Source organism: Streptomyces sp. NBC_00286 (assembly GCF_036173125.1).
Taxonomy (GTDB): domain Bacteria; phylum Actinomycetota; class Actinomycetes; order Streptomycetales; family Streptomycetaceae; genus Streptomyces.
The window spans coordinates 6,033,122-6,054,659 of sequence record NZ_CP108054.1; the positions used below are offsets into that span (position 1 = coordinate 6,033,122).

General features: G+C 66.6%; 14 protein-coding genes and 1 pseudogene. 12 read left to right on the forward strand and 3 right to left on the reverse strand.

Annotated features, from left to right (window positions below; translation table 11 throughout):
• The first annotated feature begins 88 nt into the window (after positions 1-88).
• From rplK to tuf, 12 genes are all read left to right on the forward strand, one after another.
• On the forward strand, positions 89-523 hold the full coding sequence (gene rplK / locus OHT21_RS27890) for a 50S ribosomal protein L11 (protein ID WP_165337694.1): 435 nt from the start codon (positions 89-91) through the stop codon (positions 521-523).
• A gap of 96 nt (positions 524-619) precedes the next feature.
• On the forward strand, positions 620-1,345 hold the full coding sequence (gene rplA, locus OHT21_RS27895; protein ID WP_328771065.1) for a 50S ribosomal protein L1: 726 nt from the start codon (positions 620-622) through the stop codon (positions 1,343-1,345).
• A 162-nt stretch (positions 1,346-1,507) separates the two neighbouring features.
• Positions 1,508-2,407: a hypothetical protein gene (locus OHT21_RS27900; protein ID WP_328771066.1), complete on the forward strand. Its 900-nt coding sequence runs from the start codon at positions 1,508-1,510 to the stop codon at positions 2,405-2,407.
• A gap of 383 nt (positions 2,408-2,790) precedes the next feature.
• Entirely contained in the window at positions 2,791-3,333 is a 543-nt protein-coding gene (rplJ, locus tag OHT21_RS27905; protein ID WP_328771067.1) for a 50S ribosomal protein L10, read from the forward strand.
• A gap of 125 nt (positions 3,334-3,458) precedes the next feature.
• Positions 3,459-3,845: a 50S ribosomal protein L7/L12 gene (rplL, locus tag OHT21_RS27910; protein WP_328771068.1), complete on the forward strand. Its 387-nt coding sequence runs from the start codon at positions 3,459-3,461 to the stop codon at positions 3,843-3,845.
• A gap of 630 nt (positions 3,846-4,475) precedes the next feature.
• Positions 4,476-7,961, forward strand: coding sequence for a DNA-directed RNA polymerase subunit beta (gene rpoB / locus OHT21_RS27915; protein WP_328771069.1), 3,486 nt, complete (start codon positions 4,476-4,478; stop codon positions 7,959-7,961).
• Positions 7,962-8,055: 94 nt separating this feature from the next.
• Complete coding sequence (locus OHT21_RS27920; protein ID WP_328771070.1) at positions 8,056-11,955, forward strand: DNA-directed RNA polymerase subunit beta'; 3,900 nt, start codon at positions 8,056-8,058, stop codon at positions 11,953-11,955.
• 259 nt (positions 11,956-12,214) lie between these two features.
• Positions 12,215-12,682, forward strand: coding sequence for a DUF1707 and DUF4190 domain-containing protein (locus OHT21_RS27925; RefSeq protein ID WP_328774243.1), 468 nt, complete (start codon positions 12,215-12,217; stop codon positions 12,680-12,682).
• 276 nt (positions 12,683-12,958) lie between these two features.
• Positions 12,959-13,330: a 30S ribosomal protein S12 gene (gene rpsL / locus OHT21_RS27930; RefSeq protein WP_003948652.1), complete on the forward strand. Its 372-nt coding sequence runs from the start codon at positions 12,959-12,961 to the stop codon at positions 13,328-13,330.
• Positions 13,331-13,332: 2 nt separating this feature from the next.
• Positions 13,333-13,803 carry a 30S ribosomal protein S7 gene (gene rpsG / locus OHT21_RS27935; protein ID WP_003992340.1) on the forward strand — a complete coding sequence of 157 codons (471 nt, stop codon included), beginning with the start codon at positions 13,333-13,335 and terminating at the stop codon, positions 13,801-13,803.
• A gap of 39 nt (positions 13,804-13,842) precedes the next feature.
• Positions 13,843-15,969 carry an elongation factor G gene (fusA, locus tag OHT21_RS27940; protein ID WP_328771071.1) on the forward strand — a complete coding sequence of 709 codons (2,127 nt, stop codon included), beginning with the start codon at positions 13,843-13,845 and terminating at the stop codon, positions 15,967-15,969.
• 153 nt (positions 15,970-16,122) lie between these two features.
• Complete coding sequence (gene tuf, locus OHT21_RS27945) at positions 16,123-17,316, forward strand: elongation factor Tu (protein WP_033319627.1); 1,194 nt, start codon at positions 16,123-16,125, stop codon at positions 17,314-17,316.
• Between the two features lie 127 nt (positions 17,317-17,443).
• Here the strand turns inward: tuf and nshR are convergent, their stop codons facing one another.
• From nshR to OHT21_RS27955, 3 genes and pseudogenes are all read right to left on the reverse strand, one after another.
• A complete protein-coding gene (gene nshR, locus OHT21_RS27950; protein ID WP_328771072.1) occupies positions 17,444-18,253 on the reverse strand; it encodes an NshR/TsnR family 23S rRNA methyltransferase in 810 nt (269 codons plus the stop codon).
• Positions 18,254-18,402: 149 nt separating this feature from the next.
• Positions 18,403-18,615, reverse strand: a pseudogene (locus OHT21_RS44780) (hypothetical protein); the annotation flags it as partial.
• The gene (locus OHT21_RS27955) at positions 18,584-21,532 is read right to left on the reverse strand and encodes a poly(A) polymerase (protein WP_328771073.1); all 2,949 of its coding nucleotides are present in this window, start codon (positions 21,530-21,532) and stop codon (positions 18,584-18,586) included. The pseudogene OHT21_RS44780 and the gene OHT21_RS27955, both read right to left, overlap by 32 nt.
• Positions 21,533-21,538 lie beyond the last annotated feature (6 nt).

The following is a 21,538-nucleotide window of genomic DNA, read 5'->3' on the forward strand; positions in this document are numbered from 1 at the left end:
GGCTGTGCCACGTTGGCCGTTATCGTGGTGCGGTTGCCTTCGCGGCAACACGACAAGGCAAGACACAAGAAAAGGCAGAGGACCCGGAATGCCTCCCAAGAAGAAGAAGGTCACGGGGCTGATCAAGCTCCAGATCCAGGCCGGTGCCGCCAACCCGGCTCCGCCGGTCGGCCCGGCGCTGGGCCAGCACGGCGTCAACATCATGGAGTTCTGCAAGGCCTACAACGCCGCGACCGAGTCGCAGCGTGGCTCGGTGATTCCGGTGGAGATCACGGTCTACGAGGACCGTTCCTTCACCTTCATCACCAAGACGCCGCCGGCCGCCAAGATGATCCTCAAGGCCGCGGGCGTGCAGAAGGGCTCCGGCGAGCCGCACAAGACCAAGGTCGCCAAGATCACCGAGGCGCAGGTCCGCGAGATCGCCACCACCAAGATGCCCGACCTGAACGCGAACGACCTGGACGCCGCGGCGAAGATCATCGCCGGTACCGCGCGTTCCATGGGCATCACGGTCGAGGGCTGAACCCCACCTTCGTAGAACATGCGGCTCGCAAGGCCGCACGTGGAAGGGCCTGCTCGGTCCGTACCACGACTCCTTCAGAACACATCAGGAGCAGCAGTGAGCAAGCGCAGCAAGTCTCTCCGCGCTGCGGACGCCAAGATCGACCGGGAGAAGCTGTACGCCCCGCTCGAGGCCGTGCGTCTCGCCAAGGAGACCTCCACCACCAAGTTCGACGGCACCGTCGAGGTCGCCTTCCGCCTGGGCGTCGACCCGCGCAAGGCCGACCAGATGGTCCGTGGCACCGTCAACCTCCCGCACGGCACCGGTAAGACCGCCCGGGTCCTGGTCTTCGCGACCGGTGACCGTGCCGAGGCCGCGACTGCCGCGGGCGCCGACATCGTCGGCTCCGACGAGCTCATCGACGAGGTGTCGAAGGGCCGTCTGGACTTCGATGCCGTCGTCGCCACCCCGGACCTCATGGGCAAGGTCGGCCGCCTCGGCCGCGTCCTCGGCCCGCGTGGTCTGATGCCGAACCCGAAGACCGGCACTGTCACCCCGGACGTGGCCAAGGCCGTGACCGAGATCAAGGGCGGCAAGATCGAGTTCCGTGTCGACAAGCACTCGAACCTGCACTTCATCATCGGCAAGTCGTCCTTCGACGACACCAAGCTGGTGGAGAACTACGGCGCCGCGCTGGAGGAGATCCTCCGTCTGAAGCCGTCCGCCGCGAAGGGCCGGTACATCAAGAAGGCCGCCATCACCACCACGATGGGCCCCGGCATTCCGGTCGACCCGAACCGCACCCGCAACCTCCTCGTCGAGGAGGACCCGGCCGCCGTCTGAGTCCAGGACTCATCCGGCAGTCGCGTACGCGTTCTTGTCGGCGGGCCCCGCAACCTTTCGAGGTGCGGGGCCCGTCCCTTTGGTCTGAGTAGTTTTACGGATCCGGGTGTCAGTGGCTTGCGCTAGCGTGCTGGCACAGAAATCACATAGGGGTGGGGACGAATGAAGAGCACGAGTGTGCGCCGCGTGGGCCTGTCGATCGCGGTGGTGGCCGCGTTGACGGGGGTGGCGGCCTGCAGCGGCTCGGACTCCGGCAAGGACTCGGGGGACGACGGCAAGGCGGCAGGCAAGGCCCCGATCCGGGTGAGCCCGATAGCGGCCCTGCGCTCCGTGGAGACGACCACCGACAAGGCCGACTCCGCCAAGGTCGAGGCCACGACGACCATGGGCTCGATGATGTCCATGAAGGCGGACGGCGCGCTCGGCTGGGCCGACGGGCTCACCGGCAATCTGACGATCACGTACACCGGCGGGACGATGGCCGACACGATGCGTCAGATGGGCTCCACATCGATGGAGGCCCGCTATCTGCCGGACGCCTACTACGCGAAGATGGGCGACCAGTTCGCCGCGCAGTCGGGCGGCAAGCACTGGATCAAGTACGCGTACGACGATCTCGCGGACCTCGCGGGCGGCTCCGGGGCGTATCTGAAGGACCAGATGCAGAACACCACGCCCAATCAGTCGGTGAAGCTGCTGCTGGCCTCCGGCGATGTGCGGAAGGTCGGCGAGGAGACGGTGCGCGGGGTGAAGACCACGCACTACTCGGGGACGGTGGACGTAGCGGATCTCGCGGTGCGGAACTCGAGTCTCACTGAGGGACAACTGGCCGACCTGAAGAGGCAGTTGGAGCAGGCCGGGATCACCACCGAGACGGTCGACATCTGGGTCGACGATGACGATCTGCTGGTGAAGAAGGTCGAGAAGGGCAAGCTGGCGACCGGGGAGATGTCCTCCACGGCGTACTACAGCGACTACGGGGTGGAGGTCTCCGCCGAGGAGCCTCCGGCCGCCGACACCGCGGACTTCAAGGACCTGGTGGGTCAGCAGCCGCCGGCGTGACTGCTCCGCAAGTGAGCGTCTGCCCAGAGCGGCCGGCTGGTCGTGAGCCGGCCGCTCCCGGCGGATTTGCTTGACACTCGGCCGGTCGCGTACTCTTCCACGGAAGCCAAAGACCGCTGGTCGTTGCCGTGTGCTCGTAAGAGGACATGGTGGCCGAAGGATCCGCTGAAATGCGGACGGCCCGCGCAGGTGACTGTGGAAGAGCTCCCGTATCCCGTCAGGGATGTCGGTCGAGTTCACGCCCCGTGCGCCTGCGCCGGGGCGTTTCGTTTTGAAGTCGAAGACGAGCCCCTTCCTCGCGTGCCTGATTCAGGCGGTCCGGCGACGTGCGGCTGATCGAGAGGTCAGTCGAGGATCATCACCCCGGAAGGAGGCCGAGGCACATGGCGACGTCCAACAAGGTCGCAGAGGACAAAGTCGCAGCCGTCGAAGAGATCACGACGAAGCTGCGCAACTCCAACGCAGCTGTCGTGACTTCTTACGTCGGACTGTCCGTGGCGCAGCTCCAGGAGCTGCGCCGTTCTCTCGGCGAGAACGCTCAGTACCGAGTGGTGAAGAACACGCTGACCCAGATCGCGGCCAAGCAGGCCGGGGTCGAGCTGGACGAGCACCTCGAGGGCTCGACCGCTGTTGCCTTCGTGACCGGTGACCCGGTCGAGGCGGCGAAGGGTCTTCGTGACTTTGCCAAGAACAACCCCGCTCTCGTCATCAAGGGCGGTGTCCTTGAGGGCAAGGCGCTGTCCGCCGACGAGATCAAGAAGCTTGCGGACCTCGAGTCCCGCGAGGTTCTGCTCGCCAAGCTGGCAGGCGCCATGAAGGCCAAGCCGTCCCAGGCTGCCGCGGTCTTCCAGGCGCTTCCCTCGAAGTTCGTCCGCACCGCGGAGGCGCTTCGTGCCAAGCAGGCCGAGCAGGGCGGTGCCGAGTAATTCGGCTCGCACATTGACCGCGGCCTCAAGGCAGCAGCACTGAGGCAGCGGCCGAAGCGGGCCCAACGTACGCCCGCCGACATGTACATCCGGCACCAGCCGAATTAGTGGAAGGATCGCCCATCATGGCGAAGCTCAGCCAGGAAGACCTGCTCGCGCAGTTCGAGGAGATGACCCTCATCGAGCTCTCCGAGTTCGTGAAGGCGTTCGAGGAGAAGTTCGACGTCACCGCCGCCGCCCCGGCCGCCGTCGTCGCCGCCGGTGGCCCGGCCGCCCCGGCCGCCGAGGCCGAGCCCGAGCAGGACGAGTTCGACGTCATCCTCACCGGCGCCGGTGACAAGAAGATCCAGGTCATCAAGGTCGTGCGTGAGCTGACCTCCCTGGGTCTGAAGGAGGCCAAGGACCTCGTGGACGGCGCCCCGAAGCCCGTCCTCGAGAAGGTCGCCAAGGACGCCGCCGACAAGGCCGCCGAGTCCCTCAAGGGCGCCGGCGCCTCCGTCGAGGTCAAGTAAGTCTCCGAGTGCGGCCACGGCCGCACGGCGACTTCCCGTGACACAGCTCTCCCGTAGAGCTGTAACGCGGACGCACTGAGGAGCGATCACCCAGTTGGGTGGTCGCTCTTCGGCGTTCGAGGGGGTGCCGTGGCGGCTGCCTTGCGCTGTAGGTCGCGGCGAGTATGGTGATCTTCGTTGTGCCTCAGGCCGCCTCGGTGACGGGCAGCAGACCGGTCTGCAAGTGACGATGGCAGCACCCGGTTTGGGCATGGGGGGCCTTGACGAACCGCACGCAGCGCGCAATTCTCAGGACGCGTCGTCACAACGATCCGAATCCGAGGCATGGATCGACGGCGAAGAGGGAAGCATCGAAGTGCATTGAGGGCGTGGCTTGCAGCAGGGGTTGAGAACAACGAGGGTCTTCAAAAACCCGCACTGGACATCAGTGGGCCTAGTGGCTACACTGACCCTTTGCGCTGCCTGTTAGCTGCCTCCTGCCCGTCACCAGGGGCATGCCCTCGCTTGAGCACTGTGGATTGAAACGGATCTGACCTGGCCTTCTTTGGCTGATCAGGAAACGTCTGTCTCTGTGCCCGGCTTGGGACCGGTACGCGCGTAGTGAGTCCGAGCCCTCGGAAGGACCCCCTCTTGGCCGCCTCGCGCACTGCCTCGACCGCGAATACGAACAACGGCGCCAGCACTGCCCCGCTGCGCATCTCCTTTGCAAAGATCAAGGAGCCCCTCGAGGTTCCGAACCTTCTTGCGCTGCAAACCGAGAGCTTCGACTGGCTGCTCGGTAACGACGCGTGGAAGGCTCGTGTCGAGGCGGCTCTGGAAAGCGGACAGGACGTCCCCACCAAGTCCGGCCTGGAGGAGATCTTCGAGGAGATCTCTCCGATCGAGGACTTCTCCGGGTCGATGTCGCTGACCTTCCGCGACCACCGTTTCGAGCCTCCGAAGAACTCCATCGACGAGTGCAAGGAGCGCGACTTCACGTACGCCGCCCCGCTCTTCGTCACCGCTGAGTTCACCAACAACGAGACCGGCGAGATCAAGTCCCAGACTGTCTTCATGGGCGACTTCCCGCTCATGACGAACAAGGGCACCTTCGTCATCAACGGCACCGAGCGTGTCGTGGTGTCGCAGCTGGTCCGTTCGCCGGGTGTCTACTTCGACTCCTCCATCGACAAGACGTCCGACAAGGACATCTTCTCCGCGAAGGTCATCCCGTCCCGGGGTGCCTGGCTGGAGATGGAGATCGACAAGCGCGACATGGTCGGTGTCCGCATCGACCGCAAGCGCAAGCAGTCTGTGACCGTTCTGCTCAAGGCTCTCGGTTGGACGACCGAGCAGATCCTTGAGGAGTTCGGCGAGTACGAGTCCATGCGCGCCACCCTGGAGAAGGACCACACCCAGGGCCAGGACGACGCACTGCTCGACATCTACCGCAAGCTGCGTCCGGGCGAGCCCCCGACCCGTGAGGCCGCGCAGACGCTGCTCGAGAACCTCTACTTCAACCCGAAGCGTTACGACCTCGCCAAGGTCGGCCGCTACAAGGTCAACAAGAAGCTGGGCGGCGACGCCCCGCTGGACGCCGGGATCCTGACCGTCGAGGACATCATCTCGACGATCAAGTACCTGGTGAAGCTGCACGCCGGTGAGACCGAGACCGTCGGTGACAACGGCACGCAGATCGTCGTCGAGACCGACGACATCGACCACTTCGGCAACCGTCGTCTGCGGAACGTCGGCGAGCTCATCCAGAACCAGGTCCGTACGGGTCTGGCGCGTATGGAGCGCGTCGTGCGTGAGCGCATGACGACTCAGGACGTCGAGGCGATCACGCCGCAGACGCTGATCAACATCCGGCCGGTCGTCGCCTCCATCAAGGAGTTCTTCGGCACCAGCCAGCTGTCGCAGTTCATGGACCAGAACAACCCGCTGTCGGGTCTCACCCACAAGCGCCGTCTGTCGGCTCTTGGCCCGGGTGGTCTCTCCCGTGAGCGGGCCGGCTTCGAAGTCCGTGACGTGCACCCCTCGCACTACGGCCGCATGTGCCCGATCGAGACCCCTGAAGGCCCGAACATCGGCCTGATCGGCTCGCTCGCCTCGTATGGCCGGGTCAACGCGTTCGGTTTCGTCGAGACGCCGTACCGCCGGGTCACCGACGGTTTCGTCACCGACGAGGTCGACTACCTGACCGCCGACGAGGAGGACCGCTTCGTCATCGCGCAGGCCAACGCGCCGCTGTCGGACGACATGCGGTTCGAGGAGTCCCGCGTGCTGGTTCGCCGCCGTGGTGGCGAGGTCGACTACGTCCCCGGTGACGACGTCGACTACATGGACGTCTCCCCGCGCCAGATGGTGTCGGTCGCGACCGCCATGATCCCGTTCCTCGAGCACGACGACGCCAACCGTGCCCTCATGGGCGCGAACATGATGCGTCAGGCCGTGCCGCTGATCACCGCCGAGGCTCCCCTCGTCGGTACGGGCATGGAGTACCGCTGCGCCGTCGACGCCGGTGACGTCATCAAGGCCGAGAAGGCGGGTGTGGTCCAGGAGGTCTCCGCGGACTACGTCACCGTGGCCAACGACGACGGCACGTACACCACGTACCGGGTTGCCAAGTTCTCCCGTTCCAACCAGGGCACCTCGGTCAACCAGAAGGTCATCGTCCACGAGGGCGACCGGGTCGTGGAGAGCCAGGTGCTCGCCGACGGTCCGGCCACCCAGGAAGGCGAGATGGCGCTGGGCAAGAACCTGCTCGTCGCCTTCATGCCGTGGGAAGGCCACAACTACGAGGACGCGATCATCCTGTCGCAGCGCCTCGTGCAGGACGACGTCCTCTCCTCGATCCACATCGAGGAGCACGAGGTCGACGCCCGTGACACCAAGCTCGGCCCCGAGGAGATCACCCGGGACATCCCGAACGTCTCCGAGGAGGTCCTCGCCGACCTCGACGAGCGCGGCATCATCCGCATCGGCGCCGAGGTCATCGCGGGCGACATCCTCGTCGGCAAGGTGACCCCCAAGGGTGAGACCGAGCTGACGCCGGAGGAGCGCCTGCTGCGCGCGATCTTCGGTGAGAAGGCCCGTGAGGTCCGTGACACCTCGCTGAAGGTGCCGCACGGCGAGACCGGCAAGGTCATCGGCGTACGGGTCTTCGACCGCGAGGAGGGCGACGAGCTGCCCCCCGGTGTGAACCAGCTGGTGCGCGTGTACGTGGCGCAGAAGCGCAAGATCACCGACGGTGACAAGCTCGCCGGCCGTCACGGCAACAAGGGCGTCATCTCGAAGATCCTGCCGATCGAGGACATGCCGTTCCTGGAGGACGGCACCCCGGTCGACATCATCCTCAACCCGCTGGGTGTGCCGTCCCGAATGAACCCGGGACAGGTCCTGGAGATCCACCTCGGCTGGCTCGCCAGCCAGGGCTGGGACGTCTCCGGACTCGCCGACGAATGGGCGGAGCGTCTGCAGGTCATCGGCGCCGACCAGGTCGACCCGCGTACGAACGTGGCGACCCCGGTCTTCGACGGTGCCCGTGAGGACGAGCTGGCCGGTCTGCTGGAGCACACCATCCCGAACCGCGACGGTGACCGTATGGTCCTCCCGTCCGGCAAGGCGCGTCTGTTCGACGGCCGCTCCGGTGAGCCGTTCCCGGACCCGATCTCGGTCGGGTACATGTACATCCTCAAGCTGCACCACCTGGTCGACGACAAGCTGCACGCCCGCTCGACCGGTCCGTACTCCATGATCACCCAGCAGCCGCTGGGCGGTAAGGCCCAGTTCGGTGGCCAGCGGTTCGGCGAGATGGAGGTGTGGGCGCTGGAGGCTTACGGCGCCGCGTACGCCCTCCAGGAGCTGCTGACCATCAAGTCCGACGACGTCACCGGCCGCGTGAAGGTCTACGAGGCCATCGTCAAGGGCGAGAACATCCCCGAGCCCGGCATCCCCGAGTCCTTCAAGGTGCTCATCAAGGAGATGCAGTCGCTCTGCCTCAACGTGGAGGTGCTGTCCTCGGACGGTATGTCCATTGAGATGCGTGACACGGACGAGGACGTCTTCCGCGCTGCGGAGGAGCTTGGCATCGACCTGTCCCGGCGTGAGCCGAGCAGCGTCGAAGAGGTCTGACGGGAGTCCGGCGGCCTTCGTCATGAAGGCCGTCGGCCCCAGGACCCCCGTATCAGACCCCATGACTTACAACCCTGAGAGGGATTGACGCATAGTGCTCGACGTCAACTTCTTCGACGAGCTCCGGATCGGTCTGGCCACCGCTGACGACATCCGTCAGTGGAGCCACGGCGAGGTCAAGAAGCCCGAGACGATCAACTACCGCACGCTCAAGCCCGAAAAGGACGGACTCTTCTGCGAGAAGATCTTCGGTCCGACCCGGGACTGGGAGTGCTACTGCGGCAAGTACAAGCGTGTCCGGTTCAAGGGCATCATCTGCGAGCGCTGCGGCGTCGAGGTCACTCGCGCCAAGGTGCGTCGTGAGCGGATGGGCCACATCGAACTTGCCGCTCCCGTCACCCACATCTGGTACTTCAAGGGCGTTCCGTCGCGGCTGGGCTACTTGCTCGACCTCGCCCCGAAGGACCTCGAGAAGGTCATCTACTTCGCCGCGTACATGATCACGTACGTGGACGAGGAACGCCGTACGCGTGATCTGCCCTCCCTGGAGGCGCATGTCTCCGTGGAGCGTCAGCAGGTCGAGAACCGTCGCGACGCCGACCTGGAGGCCCGCGCCAAGAAGCTCGAGACCGACCTGGCCGAGCTCGAGGCCGAGGGCGCCAAGGCCGACGTACGCCGCAAGGTGCGCGAAGGCGCCGAGCGGGAGATGAAGCAGCTGCGCGACCGTGCGCAGCGCGAGATCGACCGTCTCGACGAGGTGTGGACGCGCTTCAAGAACCTCAAGGTCCAGGACCTGGAGGGCGACGAGCTCCTCTACCGCGAGCTGCGTGACCGCTTCGGCACGTACTTCGACGGTTCGATGGGTGCGGCTGCCCTGCAGAAGCGCCTGGAGTCCTTCGACCTCGACGAGGAGGCCGAGCGCCTCCGCGAGATCATCCGTACCGGCAAGGGCCAGAAGAAGACCCGTGCACTGAAGCGGCTGAAGGTCGTGTCTGCCTTCCTGCAGACCTCCAACAGCCCCAAGGGCATGGTCCTCGACTGCGTCCCGGTCATCCCGCCGGACCTTCGTCCGATGGTGCAGCTGGACGGTGGCCGCTTCGCGACCTCCGACCTGAACGACCTGTACCGCCGTGTGATCAACCGCAACAACCGTCTGAAGAGGCTCCTCGACCTCGGCGCGCCCGAGATCATCGTCAACAACGAGAAGCGCATGCTTCAGGAGGCCGTTGACGCCCTCTTCGACAACGGTCGTCGTGGCCGTCCGGTGACCGGTCCCGGTAACCGTCCCCTGAAGTCCCTCAGCGACATGCTGAAGGGCAAGCAGGGTCGCTTCCGGCAGAACCTGCTCGGTAAGCGAGTCGACTACTCGGCGCGTTCCGTGATCGTTGTCGGTCCGCAGCTGAAGCTGCACCAGTGCGGTCTGCCGAAGGCGATGGCGCTGGAGCTCTTCAAGCCGTTCGTGATGAAGCGCCTGGTGGACCTGAACCACGCGCAGAACATCAAGAGCGCGAAGCGCATGGTGGAGCGCGGCCGCACGGTCGTGTACGACGTCCTCGAAGAGGTCATCGCGGAGCACCCGGTTCTGCTGAACCGTGCGCCCACGCTGCACCGTCTCGGCATCCAGGCCTTCGAGCCGCAGCTGGTCGAGGGCAAGGCCATCCAGATCCACCCGCTCGTCTGCACCGCGTTCAACGCGGACTTCGACGGTGACCAGATGGCCGTGCACCTGCCGCTGTCCGCGGAGGCGCAGGCCGAGGCCCGCATCCTGATGCTGTCCTCGAACAACATCCTCAAGCCCGCCGACGGCCGTCCGGTGACGATGCCGACCCAGGACATGGTCCTCGGTCTGTTCTTCCTCACCACCGACGGCGAGCTGCGGGACGTCAAGGGCGAGGGCCGGTCCTTCGGCTCCGCGGCCGAGGCGATCATGGCGTTCGACGCCGGCGAGCTCTCGCTGCAGTCGCGCGTGGACATCCGCTTCCCGGTGGGCACCATCCCGCCGCGCGGCTGGACCCCGCCGGCGCGCGAGGAGGGCGAGCCGGAGTGGCAGCAGGGTGACACCTTCCGCCTGAAGACGACCCTGGGCCGTGCGCTCTTCAACGAGCTGCTTCCCGAGGACTACCCCTTCGTCGACTACGAGGTCGGCAAGAAGCAGCTCTCCGAGATCGTCAACGACCTCGCCGAGCGCTACCCCAAGGTCATCGTGGCGGCGACGCTCGACAACCTGAAGGCGGCCGGCTTCTACTGGGCGACCCGTTCCGGCGTCACCGTGGCCATCTCCGACATCGTCGTTCCCGAGGCGAAGAAGGAGCTCGTCAAGGGGTACGAGGCGCAGGACGAGAAGGTCCAGAAGCAGTACGAGCGCGGTCTGATCACGAAGGACGAGCGCACGCAGGAGCTCATCGCGATCTGGACCAAGGCGACCAACGAGGTTGCCGAGGCGATGAACGCGAACTTCCCGAAGACGAACCCCATCTTCATGATGGTTGACTCGGGTGCCCGAGGAAACATGATGCAGATGCGCCAGATCGCCGGTATGCGTGGTCTGGTGTCGAACGCCAAGAACGAGACCATCCCGCGGCCCATTAAGGCGTCGTTCCGTGAGGGTCTGTCCGTGCTGGAGTACTTCATCTCCACGCACGGTGCCCGTAAGGGTCTGGCTGACACCGCCCTGCGTACCGCCGACTCGGGTTACCTCACCCGTCGTCTGGTCGACGTCTCGCAGGACGTCATCATCCGCGAGGAGGACTGCGGCACCGACCGTGGCCTCAGGCTGCAGATCGCGGCCCGGGACGCCGCTGGCAACCTGCTCAAGGACGACAACGTCGAGACGTCCGTGTACGCGCGCTGCCTCGCCGAGGACATCGTCGTCGACGGCAAGGTGCTGGCCCCGGCCGGTACCGACCTGGGCGACGTGCTCATCGACGAGCTGGTCCGGCACGGTGTCGCGGAGGTCAAGACCCGCTCGGTCCTGACCTGCGAGTCCGCCGTCGGCACCTGCGCCATGTGCTACGGCCGTTCGCTGGCCACCGGCAAGCTGGTCGACATCGGTGAGGCGGTCGGCATCATCGCCGCCCAGTCCATCGGTGAGCCCGGCACCCAGCTGACGATGCGCACCTTCCACACCGGTGGTGTGGCCGGTGACGACATCACCCAGGGTCTGCCCCGTGTCGTCGAGCTCTTCGAGGCTCGTACGCCCAAGGGTGTCGCCCCGATCTCCGAGGCCTCCGGCCGCGTACGGATCGAGGAGACCGAGAAGACCAAGAAGCTCGTCGTGACCCCGGACGACGGCAGCGACGAGACGGCGTACCCGATCTCGAAGCGCGCCAAGCTCCAGGTGCGGGAGGGCGACCACGTCGAGGTGGGCCAGAAGCTCACCTACGGTGCCACCAACCCGCACGACGTGCTGCGCATCCTCGGTCAGCGGGCCGTTCAGGTCCACCTGGTCGGCGAGGTGCAGAAGGTCTACAACTCGCAGGGTGTGTCGATCCACGACAAGCACATCGAGATCATCATCCGGCAGATGCTGCGCCGGGTGACGATCATCGAGTCCGGCGACGCCGAGCTGCTGCCCGGTGAGCTTGTGGAGCGCTCGAAGTTCGAGACCGAGAACCGTCGTGTGGTCCAGGAAGGCGGCCACCCGGCCTCCGGCCGTCCGCAGCTGATGGGTATCACCAAGGCCTCGCTGGCGACGGAATCCTGGCTGTCGGCCGCCTCCTTCCAGGAGACGACCCGAGTCCTGACGGACGCGGCGATCAACGCCAAGTCCGACAGCCTCATCGGCCTCAAGGAGAACGTCATCATCGGTAAGCTCATCCCGGCCGGTACGGGCCTGTCCCGCTACCGCAACATCCGGGTCGAGCCGACCGAGGAGGCCAAGGCCGCGATGTACTCGGCCGTCGGCTACGACGACATCGACTACTCGCCGTTCGGCACGGGCTCCGGCCAGGCCGTCCCGCTGGAGGACTACGACTACGGTCCGTACAACCAGTAAGCGAGCAGCTTGAGTTGAAGGGCGGTCACTCCGTTTCGTACGGGGTGGCCGCCCTTCGGCGTGCGCTTCGGAGTGCCCGCTTGTGTGCTTTTGCGGGACTGAAATTGCGGGCCAGGGAACCGATGCCGATATTGGCGCGTTAGAGGATGATGGAGGCATACAGCCCCCGGGGGAGGTGTCCGTGTCGTACCCATCACAGTGGCAGCCGTGGCAGGGCGGCAACAGCCCGCAGCCCTGGCAGGGCCAGAACAGTTCGTCGATGCTCGCCTCCCACGCCGATCGGGAGCGCGCAGTCGACGTGCTCAGAGCGGGCTTCGGTGAGGGGCGCCTGCAGCAGGACGAGCTCGAGAAGCGGATCGCGAGGGCCTACCAGGCCCGCACGGTCGGCGAACTGGCCCTGCTCGTCGCCGACCTCCCGCAGGGCCCCATGCCGGTGCCCCTGGCCGCCGCGCCGCCGGTTCCGAGGACGTTCCTGCCCGCTCAGCCGCCGCCCACGAACGGCAAGGCGGTCGGTTCCATGGTCTGCGGTGTGCTCACCACGATGACCTTCGGAATCACCGGCCTGCCCGCGGTGATCCTGGGCCACGCGGCACGCGCCGAGATACGCCGTACCAACGAGGGCGGCGAGGGCTTCGCGACGGCCGGGCTCATCCTCGGCTGGCTGTCCGTCGCGGGCTGGGCCTTCTTCCTGGTGATCATGGTCTTGGCGGCCGCTTCGGGCGCCTGACGGTCCGGATTTCGGTCGGTTGACGGCCCAGGTCCTGGGCGGCGCCCATTTGTTTTGACCGCAGCGTATGAGGTAGGTACGCTCAGACCTTGTGCCTGGGGTGTGCCCTGGCTTCCGTGCGTGCCTTCAGACCGCAACGGGATCCGTCACCGGCCACCGTAATCTGCGCCCTTTCTGCCTTGCGGCGGGAGTCTGCAGCATTCGACACACCCGACCGCGTGGGTCGGCAACGTTCCAGGTTAGCTTCACCATCGGCACACAGAAACCGGAGAAGTAGTGCCTACGATCCAGCAGCTGGTCCGGAAGGGCCGGCAGGACAAGGTCGAGAAGAACAAGACGCCCGCACTCGAGGGTTCCCCTCAGCGTCGTGGCGTCTGCACGCGTGTGTTCACGACCACCCCGAAGAAGCCGAACTCGGCCCTGCGTAAGGTCGCGCGTGTGCGTCTGACCAGCGGGATCGAGGTCACCGCTTACATTCCGGGTGAGGGACACAACCTGCAGGAGCACTCCATCGTGCTCGTGCGCGGCGGCCGTGTGAAGGACCTGCCGGGTGTTCGCTACAAGATCATCCGTGGCTCCCTCGACACCCAGGGTGTCAAGAACCGCAAGCAGGCCCGCTCTCGCTACGGCGCCAAGAAGGAGAAGTAAGAATGCCTCGTAAGGGCCCCGCCCCGAAGCGCCCGGTCATCATCGACCCGGTCTACGGTTCTCCTCTGGTGACCTCCCTCATCAACAAGGTGCTGCTTAACGGCAAGCGCTCCACCGCCGAGCGCATCGTGTACGGCGCCATGGAGGGTCTGCGTGAGAAGACGGGCAACGACCCGATCATCACGCTGAAGCGCGCGCTGGAGAACATCAAGCCGACCCTCGAGGTCAAGTCCCGCCGTGTCGGTGGCGCCACCTACCAGGTTCCGATCGAGGTCAAGCCCGGTCGTGCCAACACCCTGGCGCTGCGCTGGCTCGTCGGTTACTCCCGCGCCCGTCGCGAGAAGACCATGACCGAGCGTCTGCTCAACGAACTTCTGGACGCCTCGAACGGCCTCGGCGCGGCCGTGAAGAAGCGCGAGGACACCCACAAGATGGCCGAGTCCAACAAGGCCTTCGCGCACTACCGCTGGTAGTCGCTACCCACATCGAGACCGAGAGAAGACCGAAGCCTTATGGCTACCACTTCACTTGACCTGGCCAGGGTCCGGAACATCGGGATCATGGCCCACATCGACGCGGGCAAGACGACCACCACCGAGCGGATCCTGTTCTACACCGGCGTCTCCTACAAGATCGGTGAGGTCCACGACGGCGCTGCCACCATGGACTGGATGGAGCAGGAGCAGGAGCGTGGCATCACGATCACCTCCGCCGCCACCACCTGTCACTGGCCGCTGGACAACGACGACTACACCATCAACATCATCGACACCCCGGGTCACGTCGACTTCACCGTCGAGGTGGAGCGCTCGCTGCGCGTGCTCGACGGTGCCGTGACGGTGTTCGACGGTGTCGCCGGTGTCGAGCCGCAGTCCGAGACGGTGTGGCGTCAGGCCGACCGTTACGGCGTGCCTCGCATCTGCTTCGTCAACAAGCTGGACCGTACCGGCGCCGAGTTCCACCGCTGCGTGGACATGATCTCGGACCGCCTGGGCGCCCAGCCGATCGTCATGCAGCTGCCGATCGGTGCCGAGGCCGACTTCAAGGGCGTAGTGGACCTGGTCCGCATGAAGGCGCTCGTGTGGTCCGCCGAGGCGGCGAAGGGCGAGATGTACGACACCGTCGACATCCCGGCCACGCACGCCGAGGCCGCCGAGGAGTGGCGCGGCAAGCTGCTCGAGGCCGTCGCGGAGAACGACGAAGAGATCATGGAGCTGTACCTGGAGGGCGTTGAGCCCACCGAGGAGCAGCTGTACGCCGCGATCCGTCGCATCACCATCGCGTCCGGCAAGTCCAACGACACCACGGTCACCCCGGTGTTCTGTGGCACCGCGTTCAAGAACAAGGGCGTCCAGCCCCTGCTCGACGCGGTCGTGCGCTACCTGCCGACTCCGCTCGACGTCGAGGCCATCGAGGGCCACGACGTCAAGGACCCGGAGCTGGTCGTCAAGCGCAAGCCGTCCGAGGACGAGCCGCTGTCTGCCCTTGCCTTCAAGATCATGAGCGACCCGCACCTGGGCAAGCTCACCTTCGTCCGGGTTTACTCGGGCCGCCTGGAGACCGGCACCGCGGTGCTGAACCCGGTCAAGGGCAAGAAGGAGCGCATCGGCAAGATCTACCGTATGCACGCGAACAAGCGTGAGGAGATCGCGGCGGTGGGCGCCGGCGACATCGTCGCCGTGATGGGCCTGAAGCAGACCACGACCGGTGAGACGCTGTGCGACGACAAGCAGCCGGTGATCCTGGAGTCCATGGACTTCCCGGCGCCGGTCATCCAGGTCGCCATCGAGCCCAAGTCCAAGGGTGACCAGGAGAAGCTGGGTGTCGCCATCCAGCGTCTCGCGGAGGAGGACCCCTCCTTCCAGGTCCACTCGGACGAGGAGACCGGCCAGACCATCATCGGCGGCATGGGCGAGCTGCACCTCGAGGTGCTGGTCGACCGCATGAAGCGCGAGTTCAAGGTCGAGGCCAACGTCGGCAAGCCGCAGGTGGCCTACCGCGAGACGATCCGCAAGGCCGTCGAGCGTGTCGACTACACGCACAAGAAGCAGACTGGTGGTACTGGCCAGTTCGCCAAGGTGCAGATCGCGATCGAGCCGATCGAGGGCGGCGACGCCTCGTACGAGTTCGTGAACAAGGTGACCGGTGGTCGCATCCCGAAGGAGTACATCCCTTCGGTCGACGCCGGCTGCCAGGAGGCCATGCAGTTCGGCATCCTCGCCGGTTACGAGATGACGGGCGTTCGCGTCACGCTCATCGACGGCGCCTACCACGAGGTCGACTCCTCCGAGCTCGCGTTCAAGATCGCCGGTTCGCAGGCCTTCAAGGAGGCCGCGCGCAAGGCCAGCCCCGTGCTGCTCGAGCCGATGATGGCCGTAGAGGTCACCACGCCCGAGGACTACATGGGCGAGGTCATCGGTGACATCAACTCCCGACGTGGTCAGATCGAGGCCATGGAGGAGCGTGCCGGTGCCCGCGTTGTGAAGGGCCTGGTTCCGCTGTCGGAGATGTTCGGCTACGTCGGCGACCTCCGCAGCAAGACATCGGGTCGCGCGAGCTACTCGATGCAGTTCGACTCCTACGCCGAGGTTCCCCGGAACGTCGCCGAGGAGATCATCGCGAAGGCCAAGGGCGAGTAACTCACCCGAGTTCACGCTTTAGGCTTGACTCCGGAGCTTGCTGGGGCATTCCGTCACCATCGTGGCTGGAGTGCCCCGGGCCCCGGCTTTCCAGCAAAGATCACCTGGCGCCGATGAGTAAGGCGTACAGAACCACTCCACAGGAGGACCCCAGTGGCGAAGGCGAAGTTCGAGCGGACTAAGCCGCACGTCAACATCGGCACCATCGGTCACATCGACCACGGTAAGACGACCCTCACGGCCGCCATTACCAAGGTGCTGCACGACGCGTACCCGGACCTGAACGAGGCCTCGGCCTTCGACCAGATCGACAAGGCTCCTGAGGAGCGCCAGCGCGGTATCACGATCTCCATCGCGCACGTCGAGTACCAGACGGAGACGCGTCACTACGCGCACGTCGACTGCCCCGGTCACGCGGACTACATCAAGAACATGATCACGGGTGCGGCGCAGATGGACGGCGCCATCCTCGTGGTCGCCGCCACCGACGGCCCGATGCCGCAGACCAAGGAGCACGTGCTCCTGGCCCGCCAGGTCGGCGTTCCCTACATCGTCGTCGCCCTGAACAAGGCCGACATGGTGGACGACGAGGAGATCCTGGAGCTCGTCGAGCTCGAGGTTCGTGAGCTCCTCTCCGAGTACGAGTTCCCGGGCGACGACCTGCCGGTCGTCAAGGTCTCGGCGCTCAAGGCTCTCGAGGGCGACAAGGAGTGGGGCAACTCCGTCCTCGAGCTGATGAAGGCCGTCGACGAGGCGATCCCGCAGCCCGAGCGTGACGTCGACAAGCCGTTCCTGATGCCGATCGAGGACGTCTTCACGATCACCGGTCGTGGCACCGTCGTCACCGGTCGTATCGAGCGTGGTGTCCTCAAGGTCAACGAGACCGTTGACATCGTGGGCATCAAGCAGGAGAAGACCACCACCACGGTCACCGGCATCGAGATGTTCCGCAAGCTGCTCGACGAGGGCCAGGCCGGTGAGAACGTCGGTCTGCTGCTTCGTGGCATCAAGCGCGAGGACGTCGAGCGCGGCCAGGTCATCATCAAGCCGGGCTCGGTCACCCCGCACACCGAGTTCGAGGCGCAGGCGTACATCCTGTCCAAGGACGAGGGTGGCCGTCACACGCCGTTCTTCAACAACTACCGTCCTCAGTTCTACTTCCGTACGACTGACGTGACCGGTGTTGTGACCCTCCCTGAGGGCACGGAGATGGTCATGCCGGGCGACAACACTGAGATGAAGGTCGAGCTCATCCAGCCCGTCGCCATGGAGGAGGGCCTGAAGTTCGCCATCCGTGAGGGTGGCCGGACCGTGGGCGCCGGCCAGGTCACCAAGATCAACAAGTGAGCTTGTTGACTTGACCTGGTAGCTCCGCTGCGAGCTCCACAAAGGGCCCGTACGACTTTGGTCGTACGGGCCCTTTTGCTGTTTGCGGGTCTTCGGCTTGCCGGTGCTTGGCTTACCGGTACTTCGCTCAGCGGCTGACGGTGAAATTCCTCTGGGTCCGCTCGTGCAGGGCGATGCCGACCGAGACCGAGACATTGAGGGACTCGGTGGAATGGAACATCGGGATGGAAACCGTTGTGGCGGACGTCTTCTTGAACAATTCGGAGGGTCCGCCCTTTTCGCTGCCGAACAGCAGGGCCAGTCGTTCCTGCTTTTCGCCGAGGTCCTTGACGGTGAGTTCGCCGCCCGCTTCGAAGGCCATCAACGGCATTTCGTTGTCGCGGACGAAAGCGGCCGCGTCCTCGCGGCTGGCGAGGACGACGGGCAGGGAGAAGACGTAGCCGCGGCTGGCCCTCAGCAGACGCCGGTCGGCGATGGTGGCGAGGTCGCTGTCGACCAGGACGATTCCCGAGGCCCCCAGTGCGAGTGAAGTCCGCACGATCGCGCCGATGTTGCCGACGATCTTCACGCCGTCGAGTACGACGACGTCTCCGCCGCGCTCCGCGATGTCCTGGAACCGAGCCGGGCGGGGGACGCGTGCGATGCCGAACGTCTTGGCCTTTCGCTCCCCTTTGAACAGCTGATTGACGACCGACGATTCGACGAGGCGGACCGGCACATTTCGCTGCTGACAGAGGTCGAGCAGTTCGGACGGGAACGGAATGCTGTCGCTGCTGTACACCTCGATGAATTCCACCCCCGCTGCCAGGCATTGCATAAGGGGTTCGGTGTCCTCGATCAATACCGTCTTGATGCTGGTTCTCGACGGCTTGGTGACGTCGAGAATTCGCTGCATCGCGGGATCGGAAAGGGAAGTGATGGTGGCCAGCTCGCTCATGTGCCGATCCTAACAGCGCTGTGTAACGGCGAATATCGACGAAATGTGCGTGCGCGGTTCACGCCGTGTGCTGTTCACGCTGTGCGGCGTTGCTTCAGGGGAGCACTCGGCCCAGACCGTCTTGCGCGGGGGCGGGCCCTGCGTGACGCCCAGAGCGCGAGCCGGAAGTCGCGGCCGGGGATGCGGCCGTGCGTCGCGGCGTTGGCCGCCAGTTCGGCCACGATGTGGCCGGCTGCTTCCAACGCGAGCTCCCGGGAACGGAGTTGCTCGGTGGCGAGCAGTCCGGCCAGGCGGGCGCCGCGCCGGGTGGATCCGAGAGCTGACGCCCGATCAGTACAGCGTCGGGATCTCGCCGCCCTCAACTCTCCTCAGCGTGACCCCGATTAGGCCGCGCAGTCGGCGTTCCGCGATAGCCGCGAGGTGGGCCGGAGCCGGTGGGTTGAGGCCCAGGCCGATGGCGTAGCGGAGTGGGTCCGTGGTGAAGGGGCGGGGCCAGGCGTGGGTGGCCGGGGTCGCCTCCGACAGGTCGGTCAGCAGGGCTCGCATCCTTCCCCGTACCCGGCCCGCGTCAGCGCCGGGGCCCAACTCCACGACCGCCCAGGCCGCGTGGCGGCGGTGCAGTGGGGGAGGAGACAGCAACTCGGGCCAGGGGAACGGGTCCGGGGTCGAGTCCAGCAACTCCCAGGCACGGAACGGTTCTTGGGTGATGAGGTCTCGCATGCCCGGCGTGACCTGGTCTGTGCAGGGGCGGACCGGGTCGGACGGTGTCGTGATCGTGAGGGGGAGGGACTGGCGAGACGGTTCGCCCCGGTCACCTGGTTCGCCGACCGGGACCCGCCAGTCCCAGGCCGCCCACGTCGCGAAGAAGTGCCGTAGGAGATCGGCCGGGGGCAGCTCGCCGGCCTCCCGCACCGTACGGGCCGCCAGGACGGACCAGGCCAGGCCCGGCAGCCCGCCGAACGGTGCCGAATCCAGGCCGCGTGCCTTCGCCCACGCCTTGACCTGCCTGGCCAGCCGGGCGAAGGCCGGTCCGTGGTTGTCGACAGAAGCGAGGAGCGCGTCGGCGTCGCTCACCGCGCTGAGCGCGATCGCCGCCGCCTCGCCCAACTCGGCCCGGTGGGCCACCGCCTCGGTGGGGTCCATCGAACCGGTCGCCACGACGACCACGTCCACGTCCAGCCCGTCCAGCCACAACCGCAGGCCGGGTACGCGCGCCCCGACCACCTCCCGCATGTCGCTCGCCTCGGGCAAGGCTTCGGTCAACTTCGCCTGTACGGCGGCGAGTTCAACCGTGCCGGGTAGTGCCGCCACCAGGTCCAGGTCCGCTCCCGGCAGCGCGCAGCCCATGCGCCGGGAGCCGACGACGTGGACGACGCCGTCGGGGAGGGCCTGCGCGATGCGATGGGTGATGCGGTCTGCCACAGCGGCGTCGGCCACGGCGGTGTCTGCCGCACCGGCGTCGGCCACGGCGGTGTCTGCCGCACCGGCGTCGGCTACGTCCATGTCGGCGGCCTCGTACCCGTCCCCGAACCCATAGTCCACGCCCGTATCGCCGGCGTCGTACCCGTAGTGCTCGGCAGCCTCATACCCGTGGTGCGGGGCCTCCTCCGCCCACCGCACCTCTCCCGTGCCCAACGTCACCGTCCCCCGCAACCGCATCGGCTCGTCCCCGCGCCGCGACAGCAGCGCCAACTCGCCGATCCGTACCGGCATGAGGGTGAGCCGGGCCTCGCAGGCGGCGGCCAGGGTGTTCGGGTCGGTGGTGCGGCCCAGGCTCAGGTGCGGGGTGAAGGCCGCGTGGCGGCCTCGGCAGTGGGGGAAATGGCGTACGAGGGTGCGGTGTAGCTCGGCCCACGGCTCCTCGTCGGCCGCCGCCGGGTCCAGCCACACCGTCGCGTAATCCCGGTGGCCGAACCAGTGCACGCCCTCCAGCCGGGCGTCGAAAGGAGCCGTCCTGGCCGCCGCGAGCACGGATGCCGCCTGCTCAAAGGCGTGTTCCGGTACGAAGCCGAAGAGAACGTTGACGTGTGGGGGCCAGCGGTGGATCTGCGGGTCGTGGTTCCGGCGGATGTCCTGGAGGGGCGGCCACAGCTCCTGGGGCGGGATCCACGCCAGGGCCGTACGGGGCGTCGGGCGCGCGTCGAGAACGTCGTACGCCCCTGTCTCGGCCGAGTCCGCCGAGTGCGCCGCCAACTCGACCCGTACTCCGTAGTGATCGGAGATGTGGAGGCCGTCAGCCGTGGGAGTGTCGCCGTACAGCTCGGCTCGCCGTACGCGCAGGCCCTCCGAGCGCAGCAGCACCCGGTCCAGCCGGGAGGCCCGGCCGGTGAGGGAGGAGACCGCGGCCAACGGGTTGGCGCCGGGGTCGAACGTCGGCGTCCGGTCATCGGCGCCGTGCGTCTGGCTCCACGCGTCCCGCATACCGAGGGTCACTTGCGGTGTGTCCCCGCCGTCGTTGAAGTCGCCCATGAGGACGAGGTCGTCTTCCAGGGGCGCCAACCCCTCGGCGATACGGGCGAGTTCGGCTTCGCGTCGACCGGCGCCGTTCTCGGAGTGGTCGCTGCTGAGGTGGGTCGCGGCGACGACGAGGGGCCGTACTCCCGTCTCCACGACCACCGCGGTCACCGCCTTGTGCGGCCCCAGCTCGTGGAACGCGGCCTCGCGGACCGGCATCCGGCTCAGCAGCAGCAGACCGTACTCGTCCACGTCCCGCGCCCGAGGGTCCATGGCCAGCGTCCAGTCCGCCCGTACCCACGGCTCCCGGAGCAGCATGCCCAGCAGCTCCGCCTCGACCTCCTGCAGCGCGATCACGTCCACGTCGGCATCCCGCAGGGCCCGCAGGAGCAGAGGCCTGCGCCGGGCGCTGTCGATGCGGTCGGCGTCGTACCGGTCCCAGAGGGTGTTCCACGTCAGGACCCGCACAGCGCCGGGGCCGGGCTCGGTCCCGTGGGGCGGGCGCGCGGGCCGCCAGTCGTCGCCGTCCCAGGCGTACGGCGTACGGGCCGTGAAGAACGGCGCCCGAAGCCGCCGCGCCTCCCGCACCCGCCCGGCCTCCGTCGCGTCGATCCGGTCCACGCCCGTGGTCCGGTCCCACACCACCTCGCCGTCGGCCTCGAAGAACAGCACCCTGTGCCACGGGATCTCGCCGCCCGGTACGAAGGCGGGCAGCGGAACGCGCTTGGGATCGGCGCCGCGCTGCATGACTCCCAGCACGAAGCGGGCCGGGTCGAAGCGCGCGTCCCAGCGCACCCGGTGGTAGATCTCCTCGCTCGTACGCACCGTTCC

Coding starts and splice junctions, on each gene's coding strand:
- rplK (WP_165337694.1), top strand. CDS start 89: ATGCCTCCCAAGAAGAAGAAGGTCACGGGGCTGATCAAGCTCCAGATC.
- OHT21_RS27900 (WP_328771066.1), top strand. CDS start 1,508: ATGAAGAGCACGAGTGTGCGCCGCGTGGGCCTGTCGATCGCGGTGGTG.
- rplJ (WP_328771067.1), top strand. CDS start 2,791: ATGGCGACGTCCAACAAGGTCGCAGAGGACAAAGTCGCAGCCGTCGAA.
- rplL (WP_328771068.1), top strand. CDS start 3,459: ATGGCGAAGCTCAGCCAGGAAGACCTGCTCGCGCAGTTCGAGGAGATG.
- OHT21_RS27925 (WP_328774243.1), top strand. CDS start 12,215: ATGCTCGCCTCCCACGCCGATCGGGAGCGCGCAGTCGACGTGCTCAGA.
- rpsG (WP_003992340.1), top strand. CDS start 13,333: ATGCCTCGTAAGGGCCCCGCCCCGAAGCGCCCGGTCATCATCGACCCG.
- fusA (WP_328771071.1), top strand. CDS start 13,843: ATGGCTACCACTTCACTTGACCTGGCCAGGGTCCGGAACATCGGGATC.
- nshR (WP_328771072.1), bottom strand. CDS start 18,253: ATGAGCGAGCTGGCCACCATCACTTCCCTTTCCGATCCCGCGATGCAG.